The organism is Sporomusaceae bacterium (genome assembly GCA_031460455.1).
Classification (GTDB): domain Bacteria; phylum Bacillota; class Negativicutes; order Sporomusales; family UBA7701; genus Anaeroselena.
Genome location: JAVKTQ010000017.1, coordinates 43,110 through 67,447 on the forward strand (window position 1 = coordinate 43,110; position 24,338 = coordinate 67,447).

At 62.2% G+C, this 24,338-nt stretch carries 20 protein-coding genes; 6 read left to right on the forward strand and 14 right to left on the reverse strand.

The window, feature by feature from the left end; genetic code table 11:
- Nucleotides 1-125: 125 nt before the first annotated feature.
- From RIN56_18015 to RIN56_18025, 3 genes are all read right to left on the reverse strand, one after another.
- Nucleotides 126-680, reverse strand: a complete 555-nt coding sequence (locus RIN56_18015; protein MDR7868692.1) for a hydrolase — start codon at nucleotides 678-680, stop codon at nucleotides 126-128.
- Between the two features lie 296 nt (nucleotides 681-976).
- Nucleotides 977-1,717, reverse strand: coding sequence for a 3-oxoacyl-ACP reductase FabG (gene fabG, locus RIN56_18020; protein MDR7868693.1), 741 nt, complete (start codon nucleotides 1,715-1,717; stop codon nucleotides 977-979).
- 47 nt (nucleotides 1,718-1,764) lie between these two features.
- Complete coding sequence (locus RIN56_18025; protein MDR7868694.1) at nucleotides 1,765-2,943, reverse strand: acetyl-CoA C-acetyltransferase; 1,179 nt, start codon at nucleotides 2,941-2,943, stop codon at nucleotides 1,765-1,767.
- A gap of 418 nt (nucleotides 2,944-3,361) precedes the next feature.
- Here RIN56_18025 and RIN56_18030 point away from each other — a divergent pair, with 418 nt between their 5' ends.
- Complete coding sequence (locus RIN56_18030) at nucleotides 3,362-4,771, forward strand: GntP family permease (protein MDR7868695.1); 1,410 nt, start codon at nucleotides 3,362-3,364, stop codon at nucleotides 4,769-4,771.
- A 55-nt stretch (nucleotides 4,772-4,826) separates the two neighbouring features.
- Here RIN56_18030 and RIN56_18035 read toward each other — a convergent pair whose 3' ends face one another.
- From RIN56_18035 to RIN56_18070, 8 genes are all read right to left on the reverse strand, one after another.
- Nucleotides 4,827-5,612, reverse strand: coding sequence for a short-chain-enoyl-CoA hydratase (locus tag RIN56_18035; GenBank protein MDR7868696.1), 786 nt, complete (start codon nucleotides 5,610-5,612; stop codon nucleotides 4,827-4,829).
- A 22-nt stretch (nucleotides 5,613-5,634) separates the two neighbouring features.
- Nucleotides 5,635-6,495, reverse strand: coding sequence for a 3-hydroxybutyryl-CoA dehydrogenase (locus RIN56_18040; GenBank protein ID MDR7868697.1), 861 nt, complete (start codon nucleotides 6,493-6,495; stop codon nucleotides 5,635-5,637).
- 98 nt (nucleotides 6,496-6,593) lie between these two features.
- Nucleotides 6,594-7,010 carry a MaoC family dehydratase gene (locus tag RIN56_18045; GenBank protein MDR7868698.1) on the reverse strand — a complete coding sequence of 139 codons (417 nt, stop codon included), beginning with the start codon at nucleotides 7,008-7,010 and terminating at the stop codon, nucleotides 6,594-6,596.
- A 19-nt stretch (nucleotides 7,011-7,029) separates the two neighbouring features.
- The gene (locus RIN56_18050; GenBank protein ID MDR7868699.1) at nucleotides 7,030-8,229 is read right to left on the reverse strand and encodes an electron transfer flavoprotein subunit alpha; all 1,200 of its coding nucleotides are present in this window, start codon (nucleotides 8,227-8,229) and stop codon (nucleotides 7,030-7,032) included.
- A 15-nt stretch (nucleotides 8,230-8,244) separates the two neighbouring features.
- Nucleotides 8,245-9,030: an electron transfer flavoprotein subunit beta/FixA family protein gene (locus RIN56_18055; GenBank protein ID MDR7868700.1), complete on the reverse strand. Its 786-nt coding sequence runs from the start codon at nucleotides 9,028-9,030 to the stop codon at nucleotides 8,245-8,247.
- Between the two features lie 37 nt (nucleotides 9,031-9,067).
- Nucleotides 9,068-10,207 (reverse strand): acyl-CoA dehydrogenase, encoded by a 1,140-nt coding sequence (locus tag RIN56_18060; GenBank protein ID MDR7868701.1) that lies wholly within the window; start codon nucleotides 10,205-10,207, stop codon nucleotides 9,068-9,070.
- A gap of 138 nt (nucleotides 10,208-10,345) precedes the next feature.
- On the reverse strand, nucleotides 10,346-11,527 hold the full coding sequence (locus RIN56_18065; GenBank protein MDR7868702.1) for an acetyl-CoA C-acetyltransferase: 1,182 nt from the start codon (nucleotides 11,525-11,527) through the stop codon (nucleotides 10,346-10,348).
- Nucleotides 11,528-11,596: 69 nt separating this feature from the next.
- A complete protein-coding gene (locus tag RIN56_18070; GenBank protein ID MDR7868703.1) occupies nucleotides 11,597-13,165 on the reverse strand; it encodes an acyl CoA:acetate/3-ketoacid CoA transferase in 1,569 nt (522 codons plus the stop codon).
- 415 nt (nucleotides 13,166-13,580) lie between these two features.
- On the opposite strand from RIN56_18070, the gene RIN56_18075 reads away from it, so the two are divergent.
- On the forward strand, nucleotides 13,581-14,156 hold the full coding sequence (locus RIN56_18075; GenBank protein MDR7868704.1) for a YdcF family protein: 576 nt from the start codon (nucleotides 13,581-13,583) through the stop codon (nucleotides 14,154-14,156).
- Between the two features lie 314 nt (nucleotides 14,157-14,470).
- On the opposite strand, the gene RIN56_18080 is transcribed toward RIN56_18075, so the two are convergent.
- Complete coding sequence (locus RIN56_18080) at nucleotides 14,471-17,896, reverse strand: DNA polymerase III subunit alpha (protein MDR7868705.1); 3,426 nt, start codon at nucleotides 17,894-17,896, stop codon at nucleotides 14,471-14,473.
- 168 nt (nucleotides 17,897-18,064) lie between these two features.
- Nucleotides 18,065-18,523: a redoxin domain-containing protein gene (locus RIN56_18085; GenBank protein ID MDR7868706.1), complete on the reverse strand. Its 459-nt coding sequence runs from the start codon at nucleotides 18,521-18,523 to the stop codon at nucleotides 18,065-18,067.
- Nucleotides 18,524-18,732: 209 nt separating this feature from the next.
- On the opposite strand from RIN56_18085, the gene RIN56_18090 reads away from it, so the two are divergent.
- The 3 genes from RIN56_18090 to RIN56_18100 all read left to right on the forward strand — a co-directional run bounded on the left by RIN56_18090 (nucleotide 18,733) and on the right by RIN56_18100 (nucleotide 22,936).
- A complete protein-coding gene (locus RIN56_18090; protein MDR7868707.1) occupies nucleotides 18,733-19,587 on the forward strand; it encodes an ABC transporter substrate-binding protein in 855 nt (284 codons plus the stop codon).
- A gap of 124 nt (nucleotides 19,588-19,711) precedes the next feature.
- On the forward strand, nucleotides 19,712-21,628 hold the full coding sequence (locus RIN56_18095) for a U32 family peptidase (protein MDR7868708.1): 1,917 nt from the start codon (nucleotides 19,712-19,714) through the stop codon (nucleotides 21,626-21,628).
- Nucleotides 21,629-21,649: 21 nt separating this feature from the next.
- Nucleotides 21,650-22,936: an aspartate aminotransferase family protein gene (locus RIN56_18100; protein MDR7868709.1), complete on the forward strand. Its 1,287-nt coding sequence runs from the start codon at nucleotides 21,650-21,652 to the stop codon at nucleotides 22,934-22,936.
- 3 nt (nucleotides 22,937-22,939) lie between these two features.
- On the opposite strand, the gene RIN56_18105 is transcribed toward RIN56_18100, so the two are convergent.
- Nucleotides 22,940-23,230: a hypothetical protein gene (locus RIN56_18105; protein MDR7868710.1), complete on the reverse strand. Its 291-nt coding sequence runs from the start codon at nucleotides 23,228-23,230 to the stop codon at nucleotides 22,940-22,942.
- Between the two features lie 195 nt (nucleotides 23,231-23,425).
- Between RIN56_18105 and RIN56_18110 the strand changes: the two genes are divergently transcribed.
- Entirely contained in the window at nucleotides 23,426-24,334 is a 909-nt protein-coding gene (locus RIN56_18110; protein ID MDR7868711.1) for an acyl-CoA dehydratase activase-related protein, read from the forward strand.
- Nucleotides 24,335-24,338 lie beyond the last annotated feature (4 nt).

Here is a 24,338-nt window from a genome sequence, read left to right on the forward strand (position 1 = left end):
TCGCCGGGTGTGCACCCCGGCGAGCATTTTTTTGCACAGGCGATGAAATTTTTTTCGCACTGTTTATCAGGGAGGCGGCGCTTTGAAGGAGCGTTGCCACTCGCTGTAGAATTAATGCGGCAGAATTATTTTATGAGGGGCAGGATGGCTTTGAATTCCGGTCCGTCCGACCTTTCAAGCCACTCGTACAGGGCGATTTCGACGGCTGAGACGACGCCGCCGGCCTGACGGATTTTGGCGAGGCCGAGTTCTTTGTTGGCCGGGGCCCGCGAGCCGACGGCGTCGGCGATGATGTGGACGCCGAGACCCCGGTGGAGGGCTTCGAGGGCGGTCTGCTGGACGCAGATGTGGGCTTCGATGCCGACGAGGACGAGGTTTTTGGCGCGGTGAGCTTCGAGGGCGGCGGCGAAGCCTTGGGCCCCGAAGCAGCTGAATACGGTTTTTTCAAGGGGGGCGAAGGCGGGGAAGATGCCGGCAAGGGCGGCGTTGGTGGGACCGAGGCCCTTGGGGTATTGTTCGGTGACGATGACGGGTATGCCGAGGGTGTGGGCGATTTTGACGGTTTTGATGTTGTTTTCGAGGACGGTCTGCCAGTCGTGGATGGCGTGGAGCAACTTGTCCTGGACGTCGACGACGACGAGGACGCTGCCGGCTTTGTCGAGTTTGTGGGGATGAGGCATGATTGCATCTACCTCCCAATATTTTATAGTATTATTGTAACATAGCATAAGGCCGTTCAGAAGTGCCCAGATGCAAGGCGCACCGCAGCCGGCGCCGCGACGACGGCCCCGGATGGGCCTAGTGCCGGACGCGCCATGGAAGGCGGAAGCGTCCGGCCGCGTACTCGGAACGTACGCTAGCAAGCCGGCGAGGAGCAACGCCGCAGATGGGCGCTGCTGGGCGGCCGGGAATAAAAAGGCCCCGCGCGTAGAGAGGTACGCGCGGGACTTATGTAATGGGTGCACGCCCGAGGTGGCTAGATGGTGCATGCCCCATCGACGCTGAGTACGGCGCCGTTGATGTATTTGGCGTCGTCGGAGGCGAGGAAGGCGAAGGCGGCGGCGATTTCCTCCGGTTCGGCAAGACGTCCGGCGGGTATTTTGATGATTATTTTTTCCTGGAGGACTTGTTCGGGGATTTTGCGGACCATTTCGGTGCCGGTGAAGCCGGGGGCTACGCAGTTGAAGCGCAGGCCGTTTTTGGCCATTTCTTTGGCCCAGGATTTGGTCATGCCGATGACGCCCCATTTTGTGGCGGCGTAGTTTGTCTGGCCCATGTTGCCGTAGAGGCCGACGATGGAGGAGGTGGTGAGGACGACGCCGGCCTGCTGCTCGAGCATGGCGGGCAGGGCGGCGGAGGTGCAGTTGAAGACGCCGGTGAGGTTTACGCCGATGACGGCGTCCCAGGATTCTTTGGCCATTTTTTTCATCATGGCGTCTTTGGTGATGCCGGCGTTGTTGATGAGGACGTCGACCCGGCCGAAGGCCTGCTTGGCGGCGGCGACCATGTTCTGGCAGCTTTCGGGGCTGGTGACGTCGACTTTGACGTAGACGGCCTGGCTGCCAAGGGTTTTGACGGCTTCGACGGTGGCGGCGCCGTCGGCGAAATCGGCGACGACGATTTTGGCGCCTTCTTCGGCGAAGCGCATGGCGGTGGCTTTGCCGATGCCGCCGGCGCCGCCGGTGATGATGACGACTTTATCCTTGAGACCTCTCATGGACTATACCTCCCAGTGTTGATGTTCGCGGTTGCGCTTTTGCGGGATCAGAGCTTTTCGATGACGGAGGCGATGGCAGGGCCGCCGCCCACGCACAGGGACGCTACGCCGTATTTGTCGCCGCGGCGACCCAGCTCGTAGATGAGGGAGACGATTATTCTGGCGGCGGTGCAGCCTACGGGGTGGCCGAGGCCGACGCCGGAGCCGTTGGCGTTGATTTTGTCGAAGGGGATTTTTAGTTCGCGGTTGACGGCGAGGAATTGGGCGGCGAAGGCTTCGTTTATTTCGTAGTAGCCGATGTCTTCGCTTTTGAGGCCGGCGTATTGGATGGCCTTGGGGACGGCGTAGACGGGGCCGATGCCCATGACTTCGGGAGCGACGCCGGCGTTGGCGGTGGCGAGCAGTTTGGCGAGCGGCCTTATGCCAAGTTCTTTGGCTTTGGCCGCGGTCATGAGGACGAGGGCGGCTGCGCCGTCGTTGACCCCTGAAGCGTTGCCGGCGGTTACGGTGCCGTCTTTTTTGAAGGCGGGTTTCATGGCGGCAAGTTTTTCGAGGGTGACGTCGGCCCGCGGGTGCTCGTCCTTGTCGATGGTGAGAGGACCTTTGCGGGTCTCTATGGTGACGGGAACGATTTCGTCTTTGAAGACGCCGCCGGCGATGGCTTTGACGGCCCGCTGGTGGCTCATGGCGGCCAGTTCGTCCTGTTCCTGACGGGTGACGGCGTAGCGCTCGGCGAGGTTTTCGGCGGTGAGGCCCATGTGGTAGCCCATGATGGCGCAGACGAGGCCGTCGTAGAGCATGGAGTCGTAGATGTCGGCCTGGCCCATTCTAAAGCCGGTGCGGGCGCCTTTTAATAGGTAGGGCGCCTGGGACATGCTTTCGATGCCGACGGCAACGGCGATGTCCGTTTTGCCGAGGACGATGGACTGGCTGGCGAGTTCGAAGGCTTTCATGCCCGAGCCGCATTGCTGGTCGACGGTGTAGGCGTAGCCTTCGATAGGCATGCCGCATTTGAGCTGGATCTGGCGGCCGGGGTTGCCTTTGTTGCCGGCTTTGTAGATCATGCCGCAGGCCAGTTCGCTGACCTGTTCGGGCTTTACGCCGGCTTGGGCGAGGGCGGCGTTGACGGCCGTGACGCCGAGGTCTACGGCGCTGACGTCTTTGAGCGCGCCGAGGAAGTCGCCGATGGGGGTACGCTTGGCCCCAACGATTACTACTTCACGCATAGAGTATCCCTCCGATTCAATTTGTTGCTTGTGCGCCTGTCTTGCTGCCGTTTATTATTGCAATTATCGTGCCAACCGGGCGCGGAAGCAAGGAAGCCCCTTTTATCCTGCGACATCCGCGCCTGGCAATGGGCGATCGCCGTCAGACGTGCACAATGATAGACACAGTGTATAGTATTATGTACATGTTATGACGCTTTTTGTCCTGGACTTGTAGCTAAATGGCGCTATGTTGGCGGCTCGTGGTCGGAAATGATTATTTTCGGAATATTGGCACGGAATTTGCATCATGATATTTAAAGTTTCGTGTGAGGAGGTGGTGGCGAAAGAGGCTTCTGCGTAACCTGTCTTGCTGGGAATTTATATGTCTTGCTTGCTTGATTGCATCCCAATCTGAAGACTAAAGGGAGGAAAAGTAATGGAAATACTGGGCATTGTTTTAAGTCTTTTCTTACTGATGTACGTGGCCTACCGGGGCTTCTCGGTTATTCTCTTCGCCCCCATCCTGGCGCTGCTGGCCGCGTCGATGCAAGGTTTCGATATCATGCCGGCCTATACCGAGCTTTTTATGGAGCGGGCGGTCGGTTACGTTAAGTCGTTCTTCCCCGTCTTCCTGCTCGGCGCTGTTCTCGGCAAAGTTATGGAAGATACCGGCATGGCCAAGTCGATCGCCCACGAGATCATTCAGGCTCTGGGCAAGGAGCGCGGCATTATCGCCGTCGTGCTGTCCGGCGCCATCCTGACCTACGGCGGCGTAAGCCTGTTCGTGGTCGTGTTCGCGGTTTATCCTTTCGGCGCCGCTCTCTTTAAGGAAGCCGGCATCCCGAAACGCCTCATCCCCGGCGCGATCGCTCTGGGCGCTTTCACATTCACGATGACGATGGTGCCAGGAACGCCGCAGATCCAGAACGCCATTCCGATGACTTTCTACGGCACGAATGCCTGGGCTTCCCCGGTTCTCGGCCTGCTTGCCGCGGCAATCACCTTTTTCTCGGGCGTCGCTTGGCTGGAATACCGTCGCAAGTCGGCCCAGGCAGCCGGCGAGGGCTATGGCGAGCATACGCTGAATGAGCCGACGGCCGACCAGACTCATGGCGATTATCCCAACTGGGTGCTGTCGCTGCTGCCGCTGATCGCCGTTGTCGTTATCAATTTCGCGATGACTAAGTTCGCCTGGGATCCCAATATGCTGAAGCCTTTCCAGGGCATGGGCCTTAAGCTCCTGGTCCCGGCGGTCAAGAACGTGGCCGGTATCTGGTCGCTGATCATCGGCTTGGTGGTGGGCGTTATTCTGGCGGTGGGCATCGGCTACCGCTACCTGCCGAAACAGCCCGGCGCTCTGCAGCGCGCTCTCAACACCGGCGCGATCGGCTCGCTGCTGGCGATCATGAATACCGCTTCGGAGGTCGGCTACGGCAACGTTATCTCTTCGCTGCCCGGCTTCAAGTCGATCGCCACGTTCCTGCTGAATATCAAGCTTGGCGGCACGCCGCTGGTTTCGGAGTTTTTCACGGTCAACATTCTGGCCGGCATCACCGGTTCGGCTTCGGGCGGCATGTCGATCGCGCTGAGCATCATGGCGAAGGAGTGGCTGTCCTGGGCCAACCAGGTGGGCCTGAATCCCGAGCTGCTGCATCGCGTAGCGTCGATGGCTTCGGGCGGTTTCGACACGATGCCGCATAACGGCGCGGTCATTACGCTGCTGGCGGTCTGCGGCCTGACGCATATCCAGTCGTATAAGGATATCTGCGTGACGTCGCTTATCATCCCCTTCCTGACCGGTATCGTGGTTATCCTGATTTACACGGTCTTCGGCTTTACCGGTTGATAAACGGCAAGAAAAATCCCCGCGCCTGACGGCGCGGGGATTTTTTTGCGTCGGCTTATTTGCCGGTGAAGTTGGCTTTGCGTTTTTCGAGGAAGGCGGCCATGCCTTCTTTCTGGTCGGCGGTGGCGAAGCAGAGGCCGAAGACTTCGGCTTCGTAGGCGACGCCGGTTTCGAGGTCGGTGTCGAGGCCTTCGTTGACGGCGACTTTGCACATCTGGACGCCGACGGGCGAGCGGCTCATGATCTTTTGGGCCAGGGCTTTGGCGGCGTCCATGAGTTCCTCGGGGGCGACGATTTTGTTGGCGAGGCCGATGCGGTAGGCCTCTAGAGCGTCGATCATGTCGGCGGTGAAGAGGAGTTCTTTGGCGCGGCCTTTGCCGACGAGGCGGGCGAGACGCTGGGTGCCGCCGAATCCCGGCGGGATGCCGAGGGTGGATTCGGGCTGGCCGAATTTGGCTTTTTCGGAGGCGATGCGGATGTCGCAGGCCATGGCGAGTTCGCAGCCGCCGCCGAGGGCGAAGCCGTTTACGGCGGCGATGACAGGCTGGGGCAGGTTTTCGATTTTGTTGAAGACGGATTGGCCGTATTTGGCCCAGGCACGGCCTTCGACGGCACTGAGGGGCTGCATGTAGGCGATGTCGGCGCCGGCGACGAAGGCTTTGTCGCCCGCGCCGGTGATGATGATTGCTTTGACGGCGGTGTCTTTGGCGAGGGCGTCGGCGAGCCGGTCGAGTTCGTCCATGGTGTCGGCGTTGAGGGCGTTGAGGGCTTTAGGCCGGTTGATGGTGACGATGCCGATGCCGTCCTGGTTTTCGAAGATGAGGTTCTGGTAGTCGCTCATGTTTGTCTACCTCCCTATTTTTTTATTGCTGGTTGTAGTCGTAGAAGCCACGGCCGGATTTGCGGCCCAGCCAGCCGGCGGCGACGTATTTCCTGAGCAGCGGGCAGGGGCGGTATTTGCTGTCGCCGTAACCTTGGTAGAGGACTTCCATGATGTAGAGGACGGTGTCGTTGCCGATGAGGTCGGAGAGGGCAAGTGGTCCCATGGGGTGGTTGAAGCCGAGTTTGGCGACGCTGTCGATGTCTTCGACGCTGGCGACGCCTTCCATGAGGGCGTAGACGGCTTCGTTGATCATCGGCATCATGATGCGGTTGCCGGCGAAACCGGGGAAGTCGGATACTTTGACAGGCGATTTGCCTAAAGTTTCGGCAAGGCCTTTGACGGCGGCGAAGGTTTCGTCGCTGGTGGCGAGGCCGGTGATGACTTCGACGAGTTTCATGACCGGGGCGGGGTTGAAGAAGTGCATGCCGATGAATTTCTGCGGGCGCTTGGTGATGGCGCCGAGGGCGGTGATGGGCAGCGAGGAGGTGTTGGAGGCGAGGATGGTGCGCTCGGGGCAGAGTTTGTCGAGGGTTTGGAAGATGTCGCGTTTGATGTCCATGTTTTCGACGGCGGCTTCGATGGCGAGGTCGACGTCGCAGGCGGCGGCGTCAAGGTCGACGACGCCTGAGATGCGCCCCATGACGGCGGCTTTTTCTTCGGGGGCCATTTTGCCTTTTTCGACGGCTTTGGTGAGGTTTTTGTCGATGCCGGCGATACCTTTTTTGACGAATTCCTCTTTGATGTCGCGGAGGACGACGGTGAGGCCGCCCTGGGCCATTACCTGGGCGATGCCGCTGCCCATTTGGCCGGCGCCGATTACCAGAGCTTTTTTGAATTCCATGCTGTACACCCTCTCCAATAAATTATTTTTTTCACATATGGCCATACGCAACGAACCCCCCCGCCGCACGGTTTTCTCGTGCGGCGCGGGGGTTCCTGCTACTTCTTGAGGACAGTGGCTTTGCCGTCGATGACGACGGTGCCGTCCTGGTTGGTGACGGTGGTGCGGAAGATGAGGCGGTTTTTTTCGGGGATTTTTTCGATGGCTTCGACGGTGGCGGTGACGGTGTCGCCGATTTTGACCGGGGCTTTGAAGGCGAGCTCCTGCCCGAGGTAGATGGTGTTGCGGCCGGGCAGCGAGGTGCCGAGTACGGCGGAGATGAAGCCGGCCGAGAGCATGCCGTGGGCGATGCGTTCTTTGAACATGGTGGTTTTGGCGAATTCGGCGTCGATGTGGACGGGGTTGAAGTCGCCGCTGACGCCGGCGAAGGTGTAGACGTCGTGTTCGCTGACTGTTTTGGTCATGCTGGCTTTGTCGCCGATGTTGATTTCGGCGAAGGATATGTCGCGGACCATATTCGATTACCTCTTTTCGCTAGGCTTCCTTGATCTTGCGGAACTCTTCGGTGAGGATGGGCAGTACTTCCATGACGTCGCCGACGATGCCGTAGTCGGCCATTTTGAAGATGGGGGCGTCGGGGTCTTTGTTGACGGCGATGACGATGTCGGAGGAGGACATGCCGGCAAGGTGCTGGATGGCGCCGGAGATGCCGCAGGCGAAGTAGATTTTGGGGCCTACGGTTTTGCCGGTCTGGCCTACCTGGTGGAGGGCCGGTTTCCAGCCGGCGTCGACGGCGGCGCGGGAGGCGCCGACGGCTGCGCCGAGGACGTTCGCCAGGTCTTCGACAAGGGTGAAGTTCTCGGGTTTGCAGAGGCCGCGGCCGCCGGAGACGATGATTTCGGCTTCTTCGAGGTTGCAGGCGGCGGTGCAGACTTTGATGACTTCGATGAGTTTGGTGCGGATGTCGCCGGGTTTGACTTTGCTGGGAACGCGGATTATTTCGCCGCTCTTGCCGTAGTCGGGTTCGGGTTTTTTGAAGACTTTCGGCCGGACGGTGCCCATCTGGGGCCGGTGGTCGGGGCAGAGGATTGTGGCCATGATGTTGCCGCCGAAGGCCGGACGGGTCCAGGCGACGAGGCCGGTGGCTTCGTCGATGCCGAGGCCGGTGCAGTCGGCGGTGAGGCCGGTGCCGACGCGGCAGGCGATGCGCGGTCCGAGGTCGCGGCCGTCGTTGGTGGCGCCGAGGAGGATGACGGAGGGTTTGTAGGCGCCGATGAGGTCGACGAGGGCGATGGTGTAGGCGTCGGTGCTGTAGTGGGCGTATTCGGGGCCTTCGACGAGGTAGACTTTGTCGGCGCCGGCGGCGAAGGCTTCTTTGGCGAGCGCCTCTACGCCGTCGCCGAGGATGACGGCGGCCAGTTTCTGGTTCATGGCGTCGGCGAGTTTGCGGCCTTCGCCGAGGAGTTCGAGGCCGACGTTGCGGGGTGCGCCTTCAGCCAGTTCGAGGTAGACCCAGACGTCTTTGTAGGCGTTCTTGTCGATGGCGACGGTTTTGGCTTCTTCTTCGCGGATGATGGTTTTGACGGGACAGGTGTCGATGCAGGCGCCGCAGGCGGTACAGGCTTCGGTGATGAAGGCTTTGGCGTCGTCCTGCATTTCGATGGCGCCGAAGGGACAGGCGCCGACGCAGGCGCTGCAGCCTATGCACTGGTCTTTGATTACTTTGATGGCCATTGTTTTCGCTACCCCCTAGACGATCTTCGCTTCAGACAGTTTGGCGATTAGTTCTGCGACCGCTTCCCGGGCGGTGTCCTTCTGGATGAGAACCCCCTGGGTGCGCTGCTTGGGGGTGAAGATTTTACGGACCTGGGTGGGCGAGCCTTTGAGGCCGAGCCTGGCCTGGTCGACGTCGAGGTCGGCGAGCGTCCAGACAGGGATCTCGGCGCGGTTGGCGCGCATGGTGCCTTTAACGGTTGGGTAGCGCGGCTCGTTGGCGGATTTGACGACGGTGAGCATGACGGGCGTATTCACTTCGATGATTTCGTAGCCGTCTTCGTGTTCGCGCTCAAGGCGGGCGGTGGCGCCGTTGACTTCGACTTTGGCGACATAGGTGACCTGGGGAATGCCGAGGTGTTCGGCGATTTCCGGCCCGACCTGGGCGGTGTCGCCGTCGATGGCTTGCTTGCCGCAGAGGATTACGTCGACTGTGCCAAGCTTTTTGATGGCCGCCGCGAGGGTGTAGCTGGTGGCGAGGGTGTCGGCGCCGCCGAAGGCGCGGTCGCTGACAAGGATGGCCGCGTCGGCCCCCATGGCGAGGCATTCCTTCAGTGCGTCCTTGGCCTGGGGCGGCCCCATGCTGATGACCGTCACCTTGCCGCCGTGCTTTTCTTTGAGGACGAGCGCGGCTTCAACGGCGTTCTTGTCGAACGGGTTGACGATGCTCGGTACCCCCTGGCGGATGAGCGTGTTGGTTACTGGATCGATTTTTACTTCGGTGGTGTCAGGTACTTGCTTGACACAGACGACGATTTCCATTCTTCAGCCTCCTGTTTCTGGTGAGATGAAGCGCCGGCTAGCGGAGGACGGCCCCCGAGATGACCATGCGCTGGACTTGGTTGGTACCTTCGTAGATCTGGGTGATTTTGGCGTTGCGCATCAGGCGCTCGACCGGGTATTCGCGGCTGTAGCCGTAGCCGCCGAAGATCTGGACGGCGTCGGTGGTGACGTTCATGGCAGCGTCAGAGGCGTACAGCTTGGCCATGGCGGCCTCTTTGGAGTAAGGCTGGCCGTTGTCTTTGAGGTAGGCGGCCCGGTAGGTGAGCAGGCGGGCGGCGTCGACCTTGACGGCCATGTCGGCGAGCATGAAGGCGATGGCCTGGTTGGCGGCGATGGGTTTGCCGAACTGGACCCGTTCCTTGGAGTATTTGACGGCGTGGTCGAGCGCGGCCTGGGCGATGCCGAGGGCCTGGGCAGCGACACCGATGCGGCCGCCGTCGAGGGTGGTCATGGCGATTTTGAAGCCTTCGCCTTCTTTGCCGAGGAGGTTGGCCACCGGGACTTTGACGTCCTGGAAGATGAGCTCCATGGTCTGGGATGAACGGATGCCCAGTTTATGTTCTTTTTTGCCAAAGGTGAACCCCGGCATATCTTTTTCGAGAATGAAGGCGGAAATTCCTCTTGTGCCTTTACTTTTGTCGGTCATGGCGAATACGATGTAGGTCTCGGCTTCGCCGGCGTTGGTGATGAAGATTTTGCTGCCGTTCAAGATGTAGTGGTCGCCCTGGAGGACGGCGACGGTCTGCTGGGAGGCGGCGTCGGTGCCGGCGTTGGGCTCGGTGAGGCCGAAGGCGCCGAGTTTGGTCCCTTCGGCGAGGGGGGTGAGGTATTTCTTTTTCTGTTCTTCGTTGCCGTAGGCGTAAATGGGCCAGCCGCACAGCGAGACGGACGCGGACAGGGCGATGCCCAGGCCGTCGTCGATGCGGCTGACTTCCTCGATGGCGAGGATGTAGCTGAGGTTGTCGCCGCCTGCGCCGCCATATTGCTCGGGGAAGCAGATGCCGGTGACGCCGAGTTCGCCGAGGGAGTCGAACAGGGAACGGTCGAATTTTTCATGCTCGTCGCGTTCTTCCGTGCCTGGGGCAACTTCCTTTTCGGCGAATTCACGCACCATTTTCTGCATCATTTTTTGGTCGTCGGTCAGTTCGAATTGCATGTTAATCCTCTCCTGTCTTCGTATAATATTGCTGCAGTTATTGAAAAAATGTGAAAAAAATCACATGAGTTTTTTATTTTAGTGCCAATAGGATATCCCATTGGCACTAAAAGTTTGCGCAATTTGCCTAGTGGGAGCCTACAGTTTTTCTACGATGGTGGCTACGCCCTGGCCGCCGCCGATGCAGAGGGTGGCGAGGCCGCGTTTGGCGCCGCGCGCTTCCATGGCGTGGAGGAGGGTGACGAGGATGCGCGCGCCGCTGGCGCCGATGGGGTGCCCGAGGGCGATGGCGCCGCCGTTGACGTTGACTTTTTCCTTCATGAAGCCAAGTTCTTTGCCGACGGCCAGGAACTGGGCGGCGAAGGCTTCGTTGGCTTCGATGAGGTCGATGTCGCCGATGGCGAGCCCGGCTTTGGCTAAAGCCTTGCGAGTGGCGGAGACGGGGCCCATGCCCATGATGGCGGGGTCTACGCCGCCGGAGCCGTAGCCGACGATTTTGGCGATGGGCTTGAGGCCGAGGGCTTTGGCTTTGTCGGCGCTCATGACTACGAGGGCGGCCGCGCCGTCGTTGATGCCGGAGGCGTTGCCGGCGGTGACGGTGCCGTCTTTTCTGAAGGCCGGTTTGAGGCCGCAGAGCGACTGAACGGTGGTGCCGGCTTTGGGGTATTCGTCGGTGTCAAAGACGGTGTCGCCCTTTTTGCCTTTGATGGTGACAGGAACGATTTCTTTTTTGAAGGCGCCGCTTTCGATGGCTTTGACGGCTTTGTCCTGGGATTCGTAGGCGAGCTGGTCCTGCATTTCGCGGGTGATGCCGAATTTCTCGGCGACGTTTTCGGCGGTGATGCCCATGTGGTAGTCGTTGAAGGCGCACCACAGACCGTCGTTGATCATGACGTCGACGACTTTGTCGTTACCCATGCGGTAGCCCCAGCGGGCTTTGCTGGAAAGGAGGTACGGGGCCTGGGACATGCTTTCCATGCCGCCGGCGAGGACGATGTCGGCGTCGCCGCACATGATGGCCTGGGCGGCAAGGTTGACGGTTTTGAGGCCGGAGCCGCAGACTTTGTTGATGGTCATGGACGGCACTTCGGCCGGGATGCCGGCTTTGATGGCCGCCTGCCGGGCAGGGTTTTGCCCGAGGCCGGCCTGGAGGACGTTGCCGAAGATTATTTCGTCGACATTCTCGGCTTTGACGCCGACCTTCTCGGTGGCCGCCTTGAGGACGATGGCGCCCAGATCGGGGGCGGACAGGGAGGCCAACGCGCCGTTGAAGGTGCCGATCGCCGTGCGGACGGCGCTGACGATTACTACTTCCTTCAACTTGATCATCTCCTTTTGGTTTTGTCGCTTAGTTTATTCCGTACGCGGAATATCTACTTTATTCTAACACTATTTACCGTTGGCAGGCAACATGTCCTTGAGACCGATTTTGTCGGCTTTGAAGATGCGGGCGTCCATGGTTTTGAGTTTGGGGGAGATAATGGGTTTGAAGTCCATCAGGGCGAGGACGTCTTTTTCGAGGTCGACGCCGGGGGCTATTTCGGTGAGGGTCATGCCCTGCGGGGTGAGTTCGAAGACGGCCCGCTCGGTGATGTAGAGGACAGGCTGTTTGACTTTTTTGGCGTAGTCGCCGCTGAAGGTGATCTGCTCGACATGGTCGAGGAATTTGCGGGCTTTGCCTTCGGTGACGATTTTGAGTTTGCCGTCGTTGACTTCGACCTGCAGGCCGCCGGCGGTAAAGGTGCCGCAGAATACGACCCGTTTGGAGTTTTGGGTGATGTTGATGAAGCCGCCGCAGCCGGCGACACGGCCTTTGAATTTGCTGACGTTGATGTTGCCGTGTTTGTCGGTCTCCGCGAGGCCGAGGTAGGCGAGGTCGAGGCCGCCGCCGTCGTAGAAGTCGAACTGGTAGGGCTGGTCGACGAAGGCGTCGGCGTTGCTGACGGCTCCGAAGCTGAGGCCGCCGGCAGGAACGCCGCCCCAGCCGCCGGGCTCGACGGTCAGGGTCATGGTGTCGCCGACGCCTTCTTCGTTGGCTACCATGGCGACGCCTTCGGGCATGCCGATGCCGAGGTTGACGATGGCGCCGGGGATGAGTTCCATGGCGGCGCGGCGGGCGATGACTTTGCGGTCGTCAAGGGCCATGGGCGGGATGGCGGACAGCGGGATGCGGGTTTCGCCGGAGTAGGCGGCGTTGTATTGTTCGGCGAAGGTCTGGGCGTGCTTGTCCGGTTCGGCGACTACGACGTAGTCGACAAGGCGGCCGGGTACTTTGACGTCCTTGGGTTTGAGGGTGCCTGCCTGCACGATGCGCTCAACCTGGCAGATGACGACGCCGCCGGCGTTCTTGGCCGCCTGGGCGACGGGGAGGATTTCGAGGGCGAGGGCCTCACGCTCGATGCTGATGTTGCCGTTTTCGTCGGCGGTGGTCCCGCGGATGAGGCCGACTGTGACCGGGAAGGGCTTGTACCACAGCCACTCTTCGCCGCCGAGCTGGATGACTTCGACGAGTTCGTCCTTGGTGGCGGTGTTGATTTTGCCGCCTTCGACGCGGGGATCGCAGAAGGTGTTGAGGCCGACCTTGGTGATGATGCCGGGCTTGTTGCCTGCTACGCTGCGCAGCCACTGGGCCAGGGTGCCCTGGGGGAAGTTGTAGGCGTCGATTTTGTTTTCGACGGCGAGTTTGCCGAGCTTGGGAGCGAGATTCCAGTGACCGCCTACGACGCGCTTGACCATGCCTTCGAAGCCGAAGTGGTTGAGGCCGCGGTCCTTGCCGTCGCCCTGGCCCGCGCAGTATACGAGGGTCAGGTCGCGGGGTTTGGCTTCGCTGAGGAATCTTTCTTCACAGGCCGCGGTGATGGCTTCCGGATGCCCGATACCTACGAAGCCGCTGGTGGCGACAACCGAGCCGTCTTTGATGAGTTTGGCTGCTTCCAGAGCGGTGATAAATTTTGCCATGTCAACACACTCCCTGTTAATGATTTCACACTTTATTCATGCAAATACCGTGCCAACGCAGATTTATGGATGTTTACCGCTGCCGCGGCCCTCTCCCCTCTTCCCTATCGTTAGTGTGTGCACTTACCAGGACACTAGTACGACAGGCACGGCGCCGCGGCCGGCCGGGGCGCGGATTACGCTCGCCGGAGCGACGGACAGGTGTTCTTGTGTTTATGTGTGTTGACAAGCACCTGTATATAATTCTGTACAAACTTGTCGCTGTTTATCTACAGACAGAGACGACAGACTGTCTCCGGGCGGCGGGAGGAAGGCGGAATATATTGGCTCCTGGGGCCGCGAGTCTTTTTTGAACGCCGCGCGGCGAAGGTGCTATAATAGTAAATAATGCGCCTTAACGCGGAGGGTTCTGTCGATGGTTATTTGGCTGCGCTGGCGAAAGTGGTTGCTGGCCTCGCTGTTGTTCGTGATCGCGGCGGTGGAGCTGCCGATCGTGGCCGGCGGCTTTCTGGCCAAGCCCGCGCCGGCGGATGTGATGATCGTGCTGGGGTCGCGGGTGTTCGGCACTGAGCCGGGGCCGATGCTCAGGCTGCGGCTGGAGGAGGCTGTGCGTCTTTACCGGCAGGGGCTGGCGCCGGCGATTATCGTGAGCGGGGCCCGCGGCGCGGACGAAGAGGTGGCCGAGGCGTTCGCGATGCGCGATTACCTGATTAAAGAGGGCATCCCCGGCGAGAAGATTCTCACCGAGGACGGGTCGTACAATACGTATCAGAATCTGGCCAATTCGCAGGCGGTGATGGCGGCGCAGGGGTACCGCAAGGCGATCATCGTTTCGAATGCGTCGCATGTGCACCGGACGCTGGTGCTGGCCCGCGATCTGGGGCTGGAGGCGAGCGCGGCGCCGGCGCCGATGCCGGACGGGCTGTATCTGAAGGTGCGCAATTATCTGCGCGAGGGGGCGGCGATGGCGGCGATGGCTTTCAGGCGGTAGGGCGGGGCAAGGCTTTGCGGAGAACGCAGGCTGTGCGCCAAAGCTACGGCGCACTACGCCTGCGTTCTCCGGCGCCTGCGGCGCGGCGTTCCCGGTTTTGGGTGCCGCCCCCCGTTGCGACGAGGAAACAAGAAAGCCGGCGAAAATGTCCGCCGGCTACGAGTAAAAAGTGCGTTCCCCATGGGTTGCGACAAAAATGCGTAGAAAGCTCCAGATGCAAGGCGCACCGGAGGCTGACACCGGAAGCGTACACGTACGTACGCTGAGGATGGCAGCCGAGGAGCAACGCCGCAGATGGATTTTCTACGCATTTTTCAATTTACTTGTACCGTTCCTGGACCTAAAATTTCTTCAAGTTCCTTCACCGCCTCGGGCGACGGGTCGAGCCAGTATTGGCGGTCGGTGCGGACGACGCGGCGGCTGGCGGTGAAGTGGAGGTAGACGACTGCCTGGCCGCGGTGGCGGGCGAAGACGCCTTTGAGGAGGTCGAAGACGGCGTCGTTTTCCTGGCCTTCGCCGAGGCGGATGCGAACTTCGCCGGCTTTTTTGCCGCTGGCGGGCTGAACGCCGGCTTCGAGGGGGACGATGTCTTCGGCGATGATTTTGACGGTTTCTTCGCCGACATTGAGCCTGCCGCTGGCGGCGACGGCGGCGTCGGGCAGGACGATGCGGCTTATTTTGTCGAACAGGCGGGGGAAGACGACGACTTCGATCTGGCCGGTGAAGTCTTCGAGGTTGACGAAGCACATCATGTCGCCGCTTTTGGTGGTGATGCGCTTGGCGCCGGCGACAAGGCCGGCGACTTTGACGGGCTGGCCGTCGCCGTATTCGCCGCCGGACAGGAGGCCGACGGCGGTGTAGCTTTTCATGATTTCGCGGTATTGATCGAGGGGATGGCCGGTGACGTAGAAGCCGGTCATTTCTTTTTCCATGGCGAGGAGTTCGGCGGGGGGCAGTTCGTCGAGGCGCGGCGGGGCGATGTCGTCGGCGCAGGTGTCGCTGTCGTCGCCGAAGAGGCCGAGTTGGCCGCTGTCGCGGTCGCGCTGGCGGCAGGCGGCGACTTCGGCGGCCTGGTCGAGGGCGGCGAGGAGCTGGGAGCGTTTCCATCCGAAGGAGTCGAAGGCGCCGCATTTGATGAGGCTCTCTAACATACGTTTGTTGACGAGCCGCATGTCGATGCGCGAGCAGAAGTCGACGAGGGAGGCGAAACGGCCGCCGGCGGCGCGCACGGCGAGAATGCCGGCGATGGCGTTGTCGCCGACGTTTTTGACGCCGGCGAGGCCGAAGCGGATGGCGGCACCGTCGACGGTGAAGCCGGCGGAGCTGGCGTTGATGTCGGGGGGGAGGACGGCGAGGCCCATGCGCCGGCATTCTTCGATGTAGAAGCCGACTTTGTCGTTGGCGCCCATGATGCTGGTGAGGAGGGCAGCCATGAATTCCTGGGGGTAGTTGGCTTTGAGCCAGGCGGTCTGGTAGGCGACGAGGGCGTAGGCGGCGCTGTGGGATTTATTGAAGCCGTAGTCGGCGAAGTGGGCGATGAGGTTGAAGATTTCTTCGGCGAGTTTGGGGTTGATGCGGTGCTCGGCGGCCCCTTTCATGAAGTTTTCGCGCTGGGCGGCGATTACTTCGGGTTTTTTCTTGCCCATGGCGCGGCGGAGGAGGTCGGCCTGGCCGAGGGTGAAGCCGGCGAGGGTGGAGGCGATCTGCATGACCTGCTCCTGGTAGAGGATGACGCCGAAGGTGTCTTTGAGGATGGGTTCGAGGAGCGGGTGGAGGTAGGTGACTTTTTTGCGGCCGTGGCGGCCGTTGATGAAGTCGGTGACCATGCCGCTGCCCAGCGGCCCCGGCCGGTAGAGGGCGACGAGGGGGATGAGGTCTTCGAAGCGTTCGGGCTTGAGCTCTTTGACGAGGTTGGTCATGCCGCTGGATTCCATCTGGAAGACGCCGGCGGTGTCGCCGGCCGAGAGCATGGCGCTGGTTTTGGGGTCGTCGAGGGGGATAGCGTCGATGTCGACGGCGAGGCCGCGGTTTTCTTTGATGAGGGCGAGGGCGTCGCCGATGACGGTGAGCGTCCTCAGGCCCAGGAGGTCCATTTTGAGGAGGCCGATTTCTTCGATGCGGTCTTTGTCGTACTGGGTGGTGACGAAGCCTTCGGAGGAGTTTTGGAGGGGGACGTAGTGGGTGAGGGGCTCGTTGGCGATGACGACGCCGGCGGCGTGGGTGGAGGCGTGGCGCGGCAGGCCTTCGACGCTCATGGCGAGGTCGAGGAGTTTTTTGATTTCGGGGTCGGCCTGGTAGAGGGTTTTGAGTTCGCCGCTGACTTCGAGGGCGCGGTGGAGGGTGATGCCGAGTTCGCCGGGGACGAGTTTGGCGATGCGGTCGACGTCGCCGTAGGGCATGTTGAGGGCGCGGCCGACGTCGCGGATGGCGGCTTTGGCGGCCATGGTGCCGAAGGTGATGATCTGGGCGACGCGGTCGGCGCCGTAGCGTTCGACGACGTATTCGATGATTTTGCCGCGCCGGACGTAGCAGAAGTCGATGTCGATATCGGGCATGGTGACGCGCTCGGGGTTGAGGAAGCGTTCGAAGAGGAGGCCGTATTTGAGGGGGTCGATGTTGGTGATGCCGAGGAGGTAGGCGACGATGCTGCCGGCGGCCGAGCCGCGGCCGGGGCCGACGGCGATGCCTTGCTGGCGGGCGTAGTTGACGAAGTCCCAGACGATGAGGAAGTAGCTGGCGAAGCCCATCTGGGCGATGGTGGCGAGTTCGTAGTCGAGCCGGTCGGTTTCGGTCTGGCCGGCGGCGGGGTAGCGCGCCGGGAGCTTTTCTAGGCAGAGGCTGCGGAGGTATTGCTCGGGGGTCTGACCGGCGGGGATGGGGAATTCGGGCAGGTAGAGTTTGCCGAATTCGAGGCTGAGGTCGCAGCGTTCGGCGATGCGGACGGTGTTGGCGAGCGCTTCGGGGTAGGCGGCGAACAGGGCGGCCATTTCGTCGGCGCTTTTGAGGTAGAATTCGCTGCCGGTGAAGCGCATGCGGCCGGCGTCGTCGACAGTTTTGCCGGTCTGGATGCAGAGGAGGACGTCGTGGCTTTCGGCGTCCTGGCGGTCGATGTAGTGGATATCGTTGGTGGCGACGAGGCCGACGCCGATTTTGGCGGCGAGGGCGGCGAGCATGGGGTTGACTTGTTTCTGCTCGGGCAGGCCGTGGTCCTGGAGCTCGATGAAGAAGTTGTCCGGGCCGAAGATGGCGACGTATTCGCGGGCGAGCGCCTCGGCGCCGGCTTTGTCGCCGCGGAGCAGGAGCTGGGGCAGCTCGCCGGCCAGGCAGGCGCTGAGGGCGATGATGCCGTCGCTGTATTCGCGGAGGATTTCTTTGTCGATGCGCGGTTTATAGTAGAAGCCTTCGGTGTGGGCGCGGGAGACGAGTTCCATGAGGTTGCGGTAGCCGGTGGCGTTTTCGGCCAGGAGGACGAGGTGGTAGTATGCTTCGCCTTCGACGGTGGTTTTTTCGAGCCGCGAGCGCGGCGCGACATAGACCTCGCAGCCAATGACCGGCTTGATGCCCTTTTTGACGGCGTGTTTAAAGAAGTCGACGACGCCGCTCATGGTGCCGTGGTCGGTGATGGCGACGGCGGGCATGCCGAGCTCTTGGGCGCGGGCGACGAGGCGCTCGACGCGGCTGGCGCCGTCGAGGAGGCTGAATTCGGTGTGGTTGTGGAGGTGGACGAAGGGGTTAGTCATCGATTTTTGTCCTTTCGGTATATAGGAGGCCGCCGGCTGGATAATCAATGGGGTATTTTAGGACAAGTTCTCTTCTCGAGGCAGCGATACCTCCTTTGCCGATTGACCGGTAATCGAAAGGCCCCGGGCCGAAACCCGGGACCTTTTTTCCCGCGGAGCTGTTTACCGCTATTTGCCCAGGACGGCCAGGACTTCGTCGATATCGGGCAGTTGGGGGATATCGTAGATTTTTACCCACAGCACTTTGCCGTTTTCGTCGAGGATGACGTTGGCCCGCTGGGAGAAGCCTTCGACTTCCCGGAACAGGCCGTAGTCCATGGCTGCCTTGCCGTGGGGCCAGAAGTCGGCGAGCAGTTTGACGGTGGCGATTTTGAGTTCTTTCGCCCAGGCGTTCTTGGACGGGTAGGCGTCGATGCTGAGCCCCAGCGGAACGGTGTTGAGGCGTTCGAAGTCGGCAAGGTGGTCTTCGAGCGCTTTCATCTGATCGGCGCAGACCCTGGTCCATGCTAGGGGGTGCCAACTGAGCAGCACTTTTTTGCCCCGGTAAGCTTTGAGTTCGATGAGTTCGCCCCGGTTGTCCTTGAGGGCAAAGTCGGGGGCGAGGTCGCCGACGGCGATAGGTTTCATTTCTTTTCCTCCTTCTGTGATTTCATTTTATTAAGGGTTGGCTGGCCGTTTGTGGCGACGGTGGAGCCGCGGCCGGTCTTCCCGCTGTCTGTATGACATATATTTTCGGTAGACGGGGGAGCAATTCCTCTGAAAATTGTGTTTGTTCGCGAAAGGGATTGTCCGCGTTATGCAGAATTTCTTATGTGGCTATAACGGGAGGTTTTGACATGCATCATATCGGCATTCTTCAGCTTACCCAGCATCTGGACGACGCCGTCCAGGGCTTCAAGGCCGGTCTGGCGGAGGACGGCCCGGAGGCGACGTTCACTTATCTTAACGCCGACGGCAACGCGGCGCTGCTGCCGGCGCTGGCGGCGGAGCTCGCCGCACGAGGGGCGGAGCTGATTTTCGCCTGCTCGACGCCGGCGGCCAAGGCGGCCGTGGACCTGGCGGCCTCTATTCCGGTGGTGTTTACGCCGGTGTTCGACCCGGCGGGGGCCGGCCTGCTGGCCGCGGGCAAGGCGACCGGTATGGCGGGCATGGTGCCGGCGGCGGCGAAGGTGGCGTTCATGCGCCGGCTGCTTCCGGCGGCGCGCACGGTCGGGGTGCTTTATCACGACGGCGACGCCAACGCGGTGCTGGAGGCGGATAATTTCCGCCTTGCGGCGGCGGGAACGTATGAGCTTATTAATTTTGCCGTTTCGCGGTCTGACCACCTGTCCACATTCGATGAGAGGCTGGCTGTCAGGCCTGACGCCCTATTTCTGCCGATCGGGCGGGTGGTGGAGGAGAATTTTGCGACGGTCGCCTATTACGCGGAGTTGGCCGGCGTGCCGGTGGTGGCCTCCAGCCCCGCCAACGTGGCCGCCGGCGCGCTCGGCGCTCTGACCGCCGATCACTATAAGCTGGGCTGCGCGTGCGCCGGGCAGGCGGCCCGCATTCTCGCCGGCGCGGCCCCAAGCAGCCTGCTGGTGGGCAAGGCGGACGACCCGGACGTGCTGCTGAACGCGGCGGCGGCCCGGAGCCTGGGGCTGACGCTGCCGGTGGAGCTTGTGAAGATTGCGAGGGAAGTGTATGAGTGAAGTTGAATTGCCGGGATTGCGTAAAAAGATCCAGATGCAAGGCGCACCGGAAGATGCGCCGCGCCGCGTACTCGGAACGTACGCAAGCAAGCATCTGAGGAGCAACGACGCAGATGGACTTTTTATGCAATCCTCAGGTACCGTAGAACTGCTTGCTCCGGCAGGCACCTGGGAGGCGCTTGTGGCGGCGGTGGACGCCGGGGCGGATGCGGTTTACCTCGGCGGCAAACGCTTCAATATGCGGCTGCACCGCCGGGACGCCAATTTCGACGACGACGCCCTGGCGAGGGCGGTGGCGTTTACCCGCGCCCGCGGGGTGCGCCTGTATGTGACGGTGAATAATCTGATCAGCGAGGCCGAGCTGCCGGCGCTGCGCGCGTATCTCGCTTTCCTGCAGGAGCTGGGGCCGGACGCGCTGATTATCCAGGACCCCTGCCTGCTGGAGCTTGCCCGCGAGGAGGGCCTGACGCTGCCGCTCCATGCGTCGGTGATGATGAATACCCACAATGAGGCGGCGGTGCGCACTCTGCAGGATTACGGGGTGACGCGGGTCGTTTTTAACCGGGAGATGACGCTTGCCCAGTTGACGTTGATCAGGGAACGGACGGGCATCGAACTGGAGTATTTCGTGCATGGGGATATGTGCGTGGCCCACAGCGGGCAGTGCCTGCATTCGGGGGTGGTGTTCGGCCAGAGTTCGAACCGCGGCCGCTGCCTGAAGCCGTGCCGCTGGCCGTACGGGTTCACGGCGGCGGGCACGCCGCTGGCGGCGGAACGCGACCCCGGCCCGTATAAGCTGGCGCTCAAGGATATGTGCCTATATCTGCATCTGCCGCAGCTTATCCAGGCGGGAGTGCTGTCGTTCAAGATCGAGGGGCGCATGCGGACCGCCGATTTCGTCGGCCGCGTGACCGGCCTGTATCGCCGGGCGATCGACCGCTATTTGGCCGATCCGGCCGGCTATACCGCCGATCAGGCAGAGTGGCGCGAGCTTCACGCCAGCCGGGCGCGCGATTTTTCGACGTGCTACGCGTTCGGCAACCCCGGCGCGGCGGCGGTGGATTTCAGCGGCGCGCGCGAGCCGCGCTTCTTCAGCCAGGCGGTGAAGGAGGTGTCGGCGGCGGCGCCGGCGGCCGGCCTGCCGGCCGGGGGCGAAGGGGCGGCACGGCCGCGGGCGCTGCTGACGGTGAGGGTGGCGGATATGGCGGCGTTGGCGGCGGCGTATGATAACGGCGCCGATGTGGCTTATGTGGGCGGCGAGGCTTTCAAGCCGGCCAGACCCTGGACGCTGGCGGATATCGCTGCGGCGGTGAAGATGGCCGAGGCGCGCGGCGCGGCGCTGGTGGTTACGACGCCGCGCGTCACGGCGGAGCGGGAGTGCGGCGAGCTGGCGGCGCTGCTTAAGTCGCTGGAGGAGATCAGGCCGCACGGTGTGATGGTGAGCAACGCCGGTATGCTGAGACTGGCCGGCGAGTTGACCTCCCTCCCCCTCTACGCCGATTTCTCGTTCAACCTGTTCAATTCGCTGACCGCCCGCTGGTTGAAGAACCTGGGCGTTTGCCGGGCTACGGCGGCGCTGGAGGCTACCGGCACCCAGGCGGCGGCGATGGCGGCGGCCAGCCCTCTGCCGCTGGAGATGGTGGTGCACGGGCCGCTGGAGGCGATGGTTATGGATTATTGCCTGCCGCGGGCGCTGCTGGGCAATGGGGCGCCGGCCGGGCTGTGCCGGGAGGTGTGCCAGGGGGGAGATTTCGCCCTGACGGACAGCGCCGGGGAGAGCCACGCGGTGAAGGTAGACCAGTACTGCCGCAACCATGTGCTGTTCGCGCGCGATCTGTGCCTGGCGGGGCGGTTGGCGCCGCTGGCCGCAGTCGGAGTGGGGGCTTTTAGGATCGAGGGCCAGCACTATGACGCCGGCCATGTCGGCGAGGTGGTGGCCGCTTACCGGCGGGAGCTCGACCGCGCGGCGGCCCCGGAAGCGCCGGCGTTTGCGCCGCGGCCGGTGGGGATCGGCGTTTTTCGTTATGAGGCGTCGCGATAATTTCGCCAGGAGGGTGTTGCCATGAAAAAACCGGCCGGTCCGGAGGAGATTTTGCGCAAGAAGCACCAGTACCTAATTCCGTGCGTTTATCATTTTTACGCCGAGCCGATGCAGATCGTCCGCGGCGAGATGCAGTACCTGTTCGATCATACCGGCAGACGTTATCTGGATTGTTTCGCCGGCGTGTCGGTGGTGAACTGCGGCCACTGCCACCCGGATATCGTGAAGGCGGTGTGCGAGCAGGCGGCGACCCTGCAGCACACGACGACGATTTATTTGACCCAGCCGATCGTCGATCTGGCCGAGCGCCTGGCGGCAATCGCCCCCGGCAGGCTGGGCAAGTCGTTTTTCTGCGCGAGCGGCAGCGAGGCCAACGAGGGAGCGGCGCTGCTGGCGTCGCTGGCGACCGGCCGCAACGAGTTCATTAGCCTGCGCCAGGGGCTGCACGGTCGCACCAAGCTGGCGATGAGCCTGACGGGGCTGCAGATGTGGCGGGCTGATACAAGCCCGGTCGGCGGCGTGAGCTTTGCGCCCAACCCGTACTGCTTCCGCTGCCCCCTGGGCAGCCGACGCGATGGCTGCGACCTGGCCTGCGCCGATGCGGTGGAAACGCTGATAAAGACGACCACCTCCGGCCAGGTGGCGGCGATGTTTGTGGAGCCCATCCAGGGCAACGGCGGCGTCATCACCCCGCCCCCCGGCTATTTCCAGCGCCTGCGGGAGATCCTCGACCGGTACGGCGTGCTGTTGGTGGTCGACGAGGTGCAGACCGGCTTTGGCCGCACCGGCAGGATGTTCGGCATCGAGCATTTCGGGGTGGAGCCGGATATTATGACGATGGCCAAGGCTTTGGCCAACGGCACGCCGGTGGGGGCCTTTATCACCAACGATGAGCTGGCCGCCAAATTCACCCGCCCCAGTGCGTCCACTCTGGGCGGCAATCCGGTGACAGCCTCGGCCGCTCTCGCGACGCTCGATGTTATCGCCAAGCACGGCCTGGCAGACCGGGCCGCCATTCTCGGCGACCGCCTCAAGGCCGGCCTGACGGCGCTGATGGAACGCCACCCGGTGATCGGCGACGTCCGCGGCCTCGGCCTGATGCTGGGGGCGGAGCTCGTCCGCCCGGACAACGCGCCGGCCGCGGCCGAGACCGACCTTGTGCTGGAGATGATGAAGGACAGGGGCTTCCTGGTGGGCAAGAACGGGCTTTACCGCAATGTCCTCGCCTTTCAGCCGCCGCTGGTCGTCAGCGCCGCGGATATCGACGATTTGCTCACGGCGCTGGACGACGTGCTCGGCCGGCTCTGAGAATTAACCCCGCAGCGGGCGCGCAGCCCGCTGCGTTTCTTTTTGCGCCGACCGCGGACGGCCGGCGGAACGGCCCAGGAGGGACAGGCGCCGGCGCTGCGCGGCGATATGGCGGGAGTGGGCGATGAAGATGACGATCGCCAGGGCCGCCCAGACGGCCGCGAACGCCCTGCCGGGCGAAGACGCCAGGAACTCCGGCAGCGACAGGGAAAACAGGGCCAGCATGGCGGTGACGGCAATGAGACTGATGAGGGAGCCGAATCTGCTTATCCGTTCTTTGAATAATCCGGCCAACGGAAACACCCCTTTCGGAGACGCTATTAGATTATATGCTGTACCTGAGCTTGTAAGAATATGCAGCATCTGGCAGGCTGGCGGCGACGGCGGGAACTTCCAGTTATAAAAAGGGGGGTTGCTTTAATACTAGCTAATGTGAATACCTGACCGCGCCACCGCTGCAGGAATATTATGTAAAGATGGGAGGAAGGCATGACTATTTCTGTCGGCATCCCCCGGGCGCTTCTGTTCCATGAGTTCGGCGAGCTGTGGCAGGGTTTCTTTACCAATCTCGGCATCCCTGTGAGCGTTTCGGCGGCAACGACGAAAACGGTACTGGACCGGGGCGCTTCTCTCGCCGTCGACGAGTCGTGCCTGCCCCTCAAGCTGTACCTCGGCCATGCGGAGTCGCTGCTCGGTTGCTCAAGCCACCTGTTCGTGCCCCGCATCGCCTGCTACCACCGCGATTATTACCTGTGCGCGAAGTTCGCCGGCCTGCCCGATATTGTGAGGAATACGTTCGGGCTGAGCGCTGACCGGTTAATCGTTCCCGATGTCGACGGACGCCGGCCGCTATGCGGCATAAACGCCGTCCGGACCGCGGCGGGAGCGGTGGGGCGTTCGACATTCGCCGGCCTGGCGAGCCTGCGCCGGGCTCTGGCGGCGTGGCGCGCGCAGAGTCGGGCGGACGGGACCGCGGGCGCGAAGGTGGCGGTGATCGGCCACAGCTATATCCTGCATGACCCTTTATTGGGCGGAGAGATACTGGCGCTGCTGGCGGGGCGGAATGTGGCGACGGCGACGCCGGACGATATACCCGCCGGCGAGTTGTACGCCGAGGCAAAGAAGTTCGCGCCCGCGGTGCACTGGCAGCTATCGGCGAAGCTGGCGGGGGCGACCCGGCATTTCGCGCTCCGTCCCGATATCGCCGGTCTTGTGCTGGTGTCCTGCTTCGGCTGCGGCCCCGATTCGCTGGTGAACGAGTACCTGGAGCAGCGGGTGCTGAAGGCTTGCGGCAAGCCGTACGTGATTATCAGTCTCGACGAGCATACCGGCCGGGCGGGCGTGGCGACGCGGGTCGAAGCTTTCTGGGACCTGGTGGAATGGAGGCGGCGGCTATGAGGGT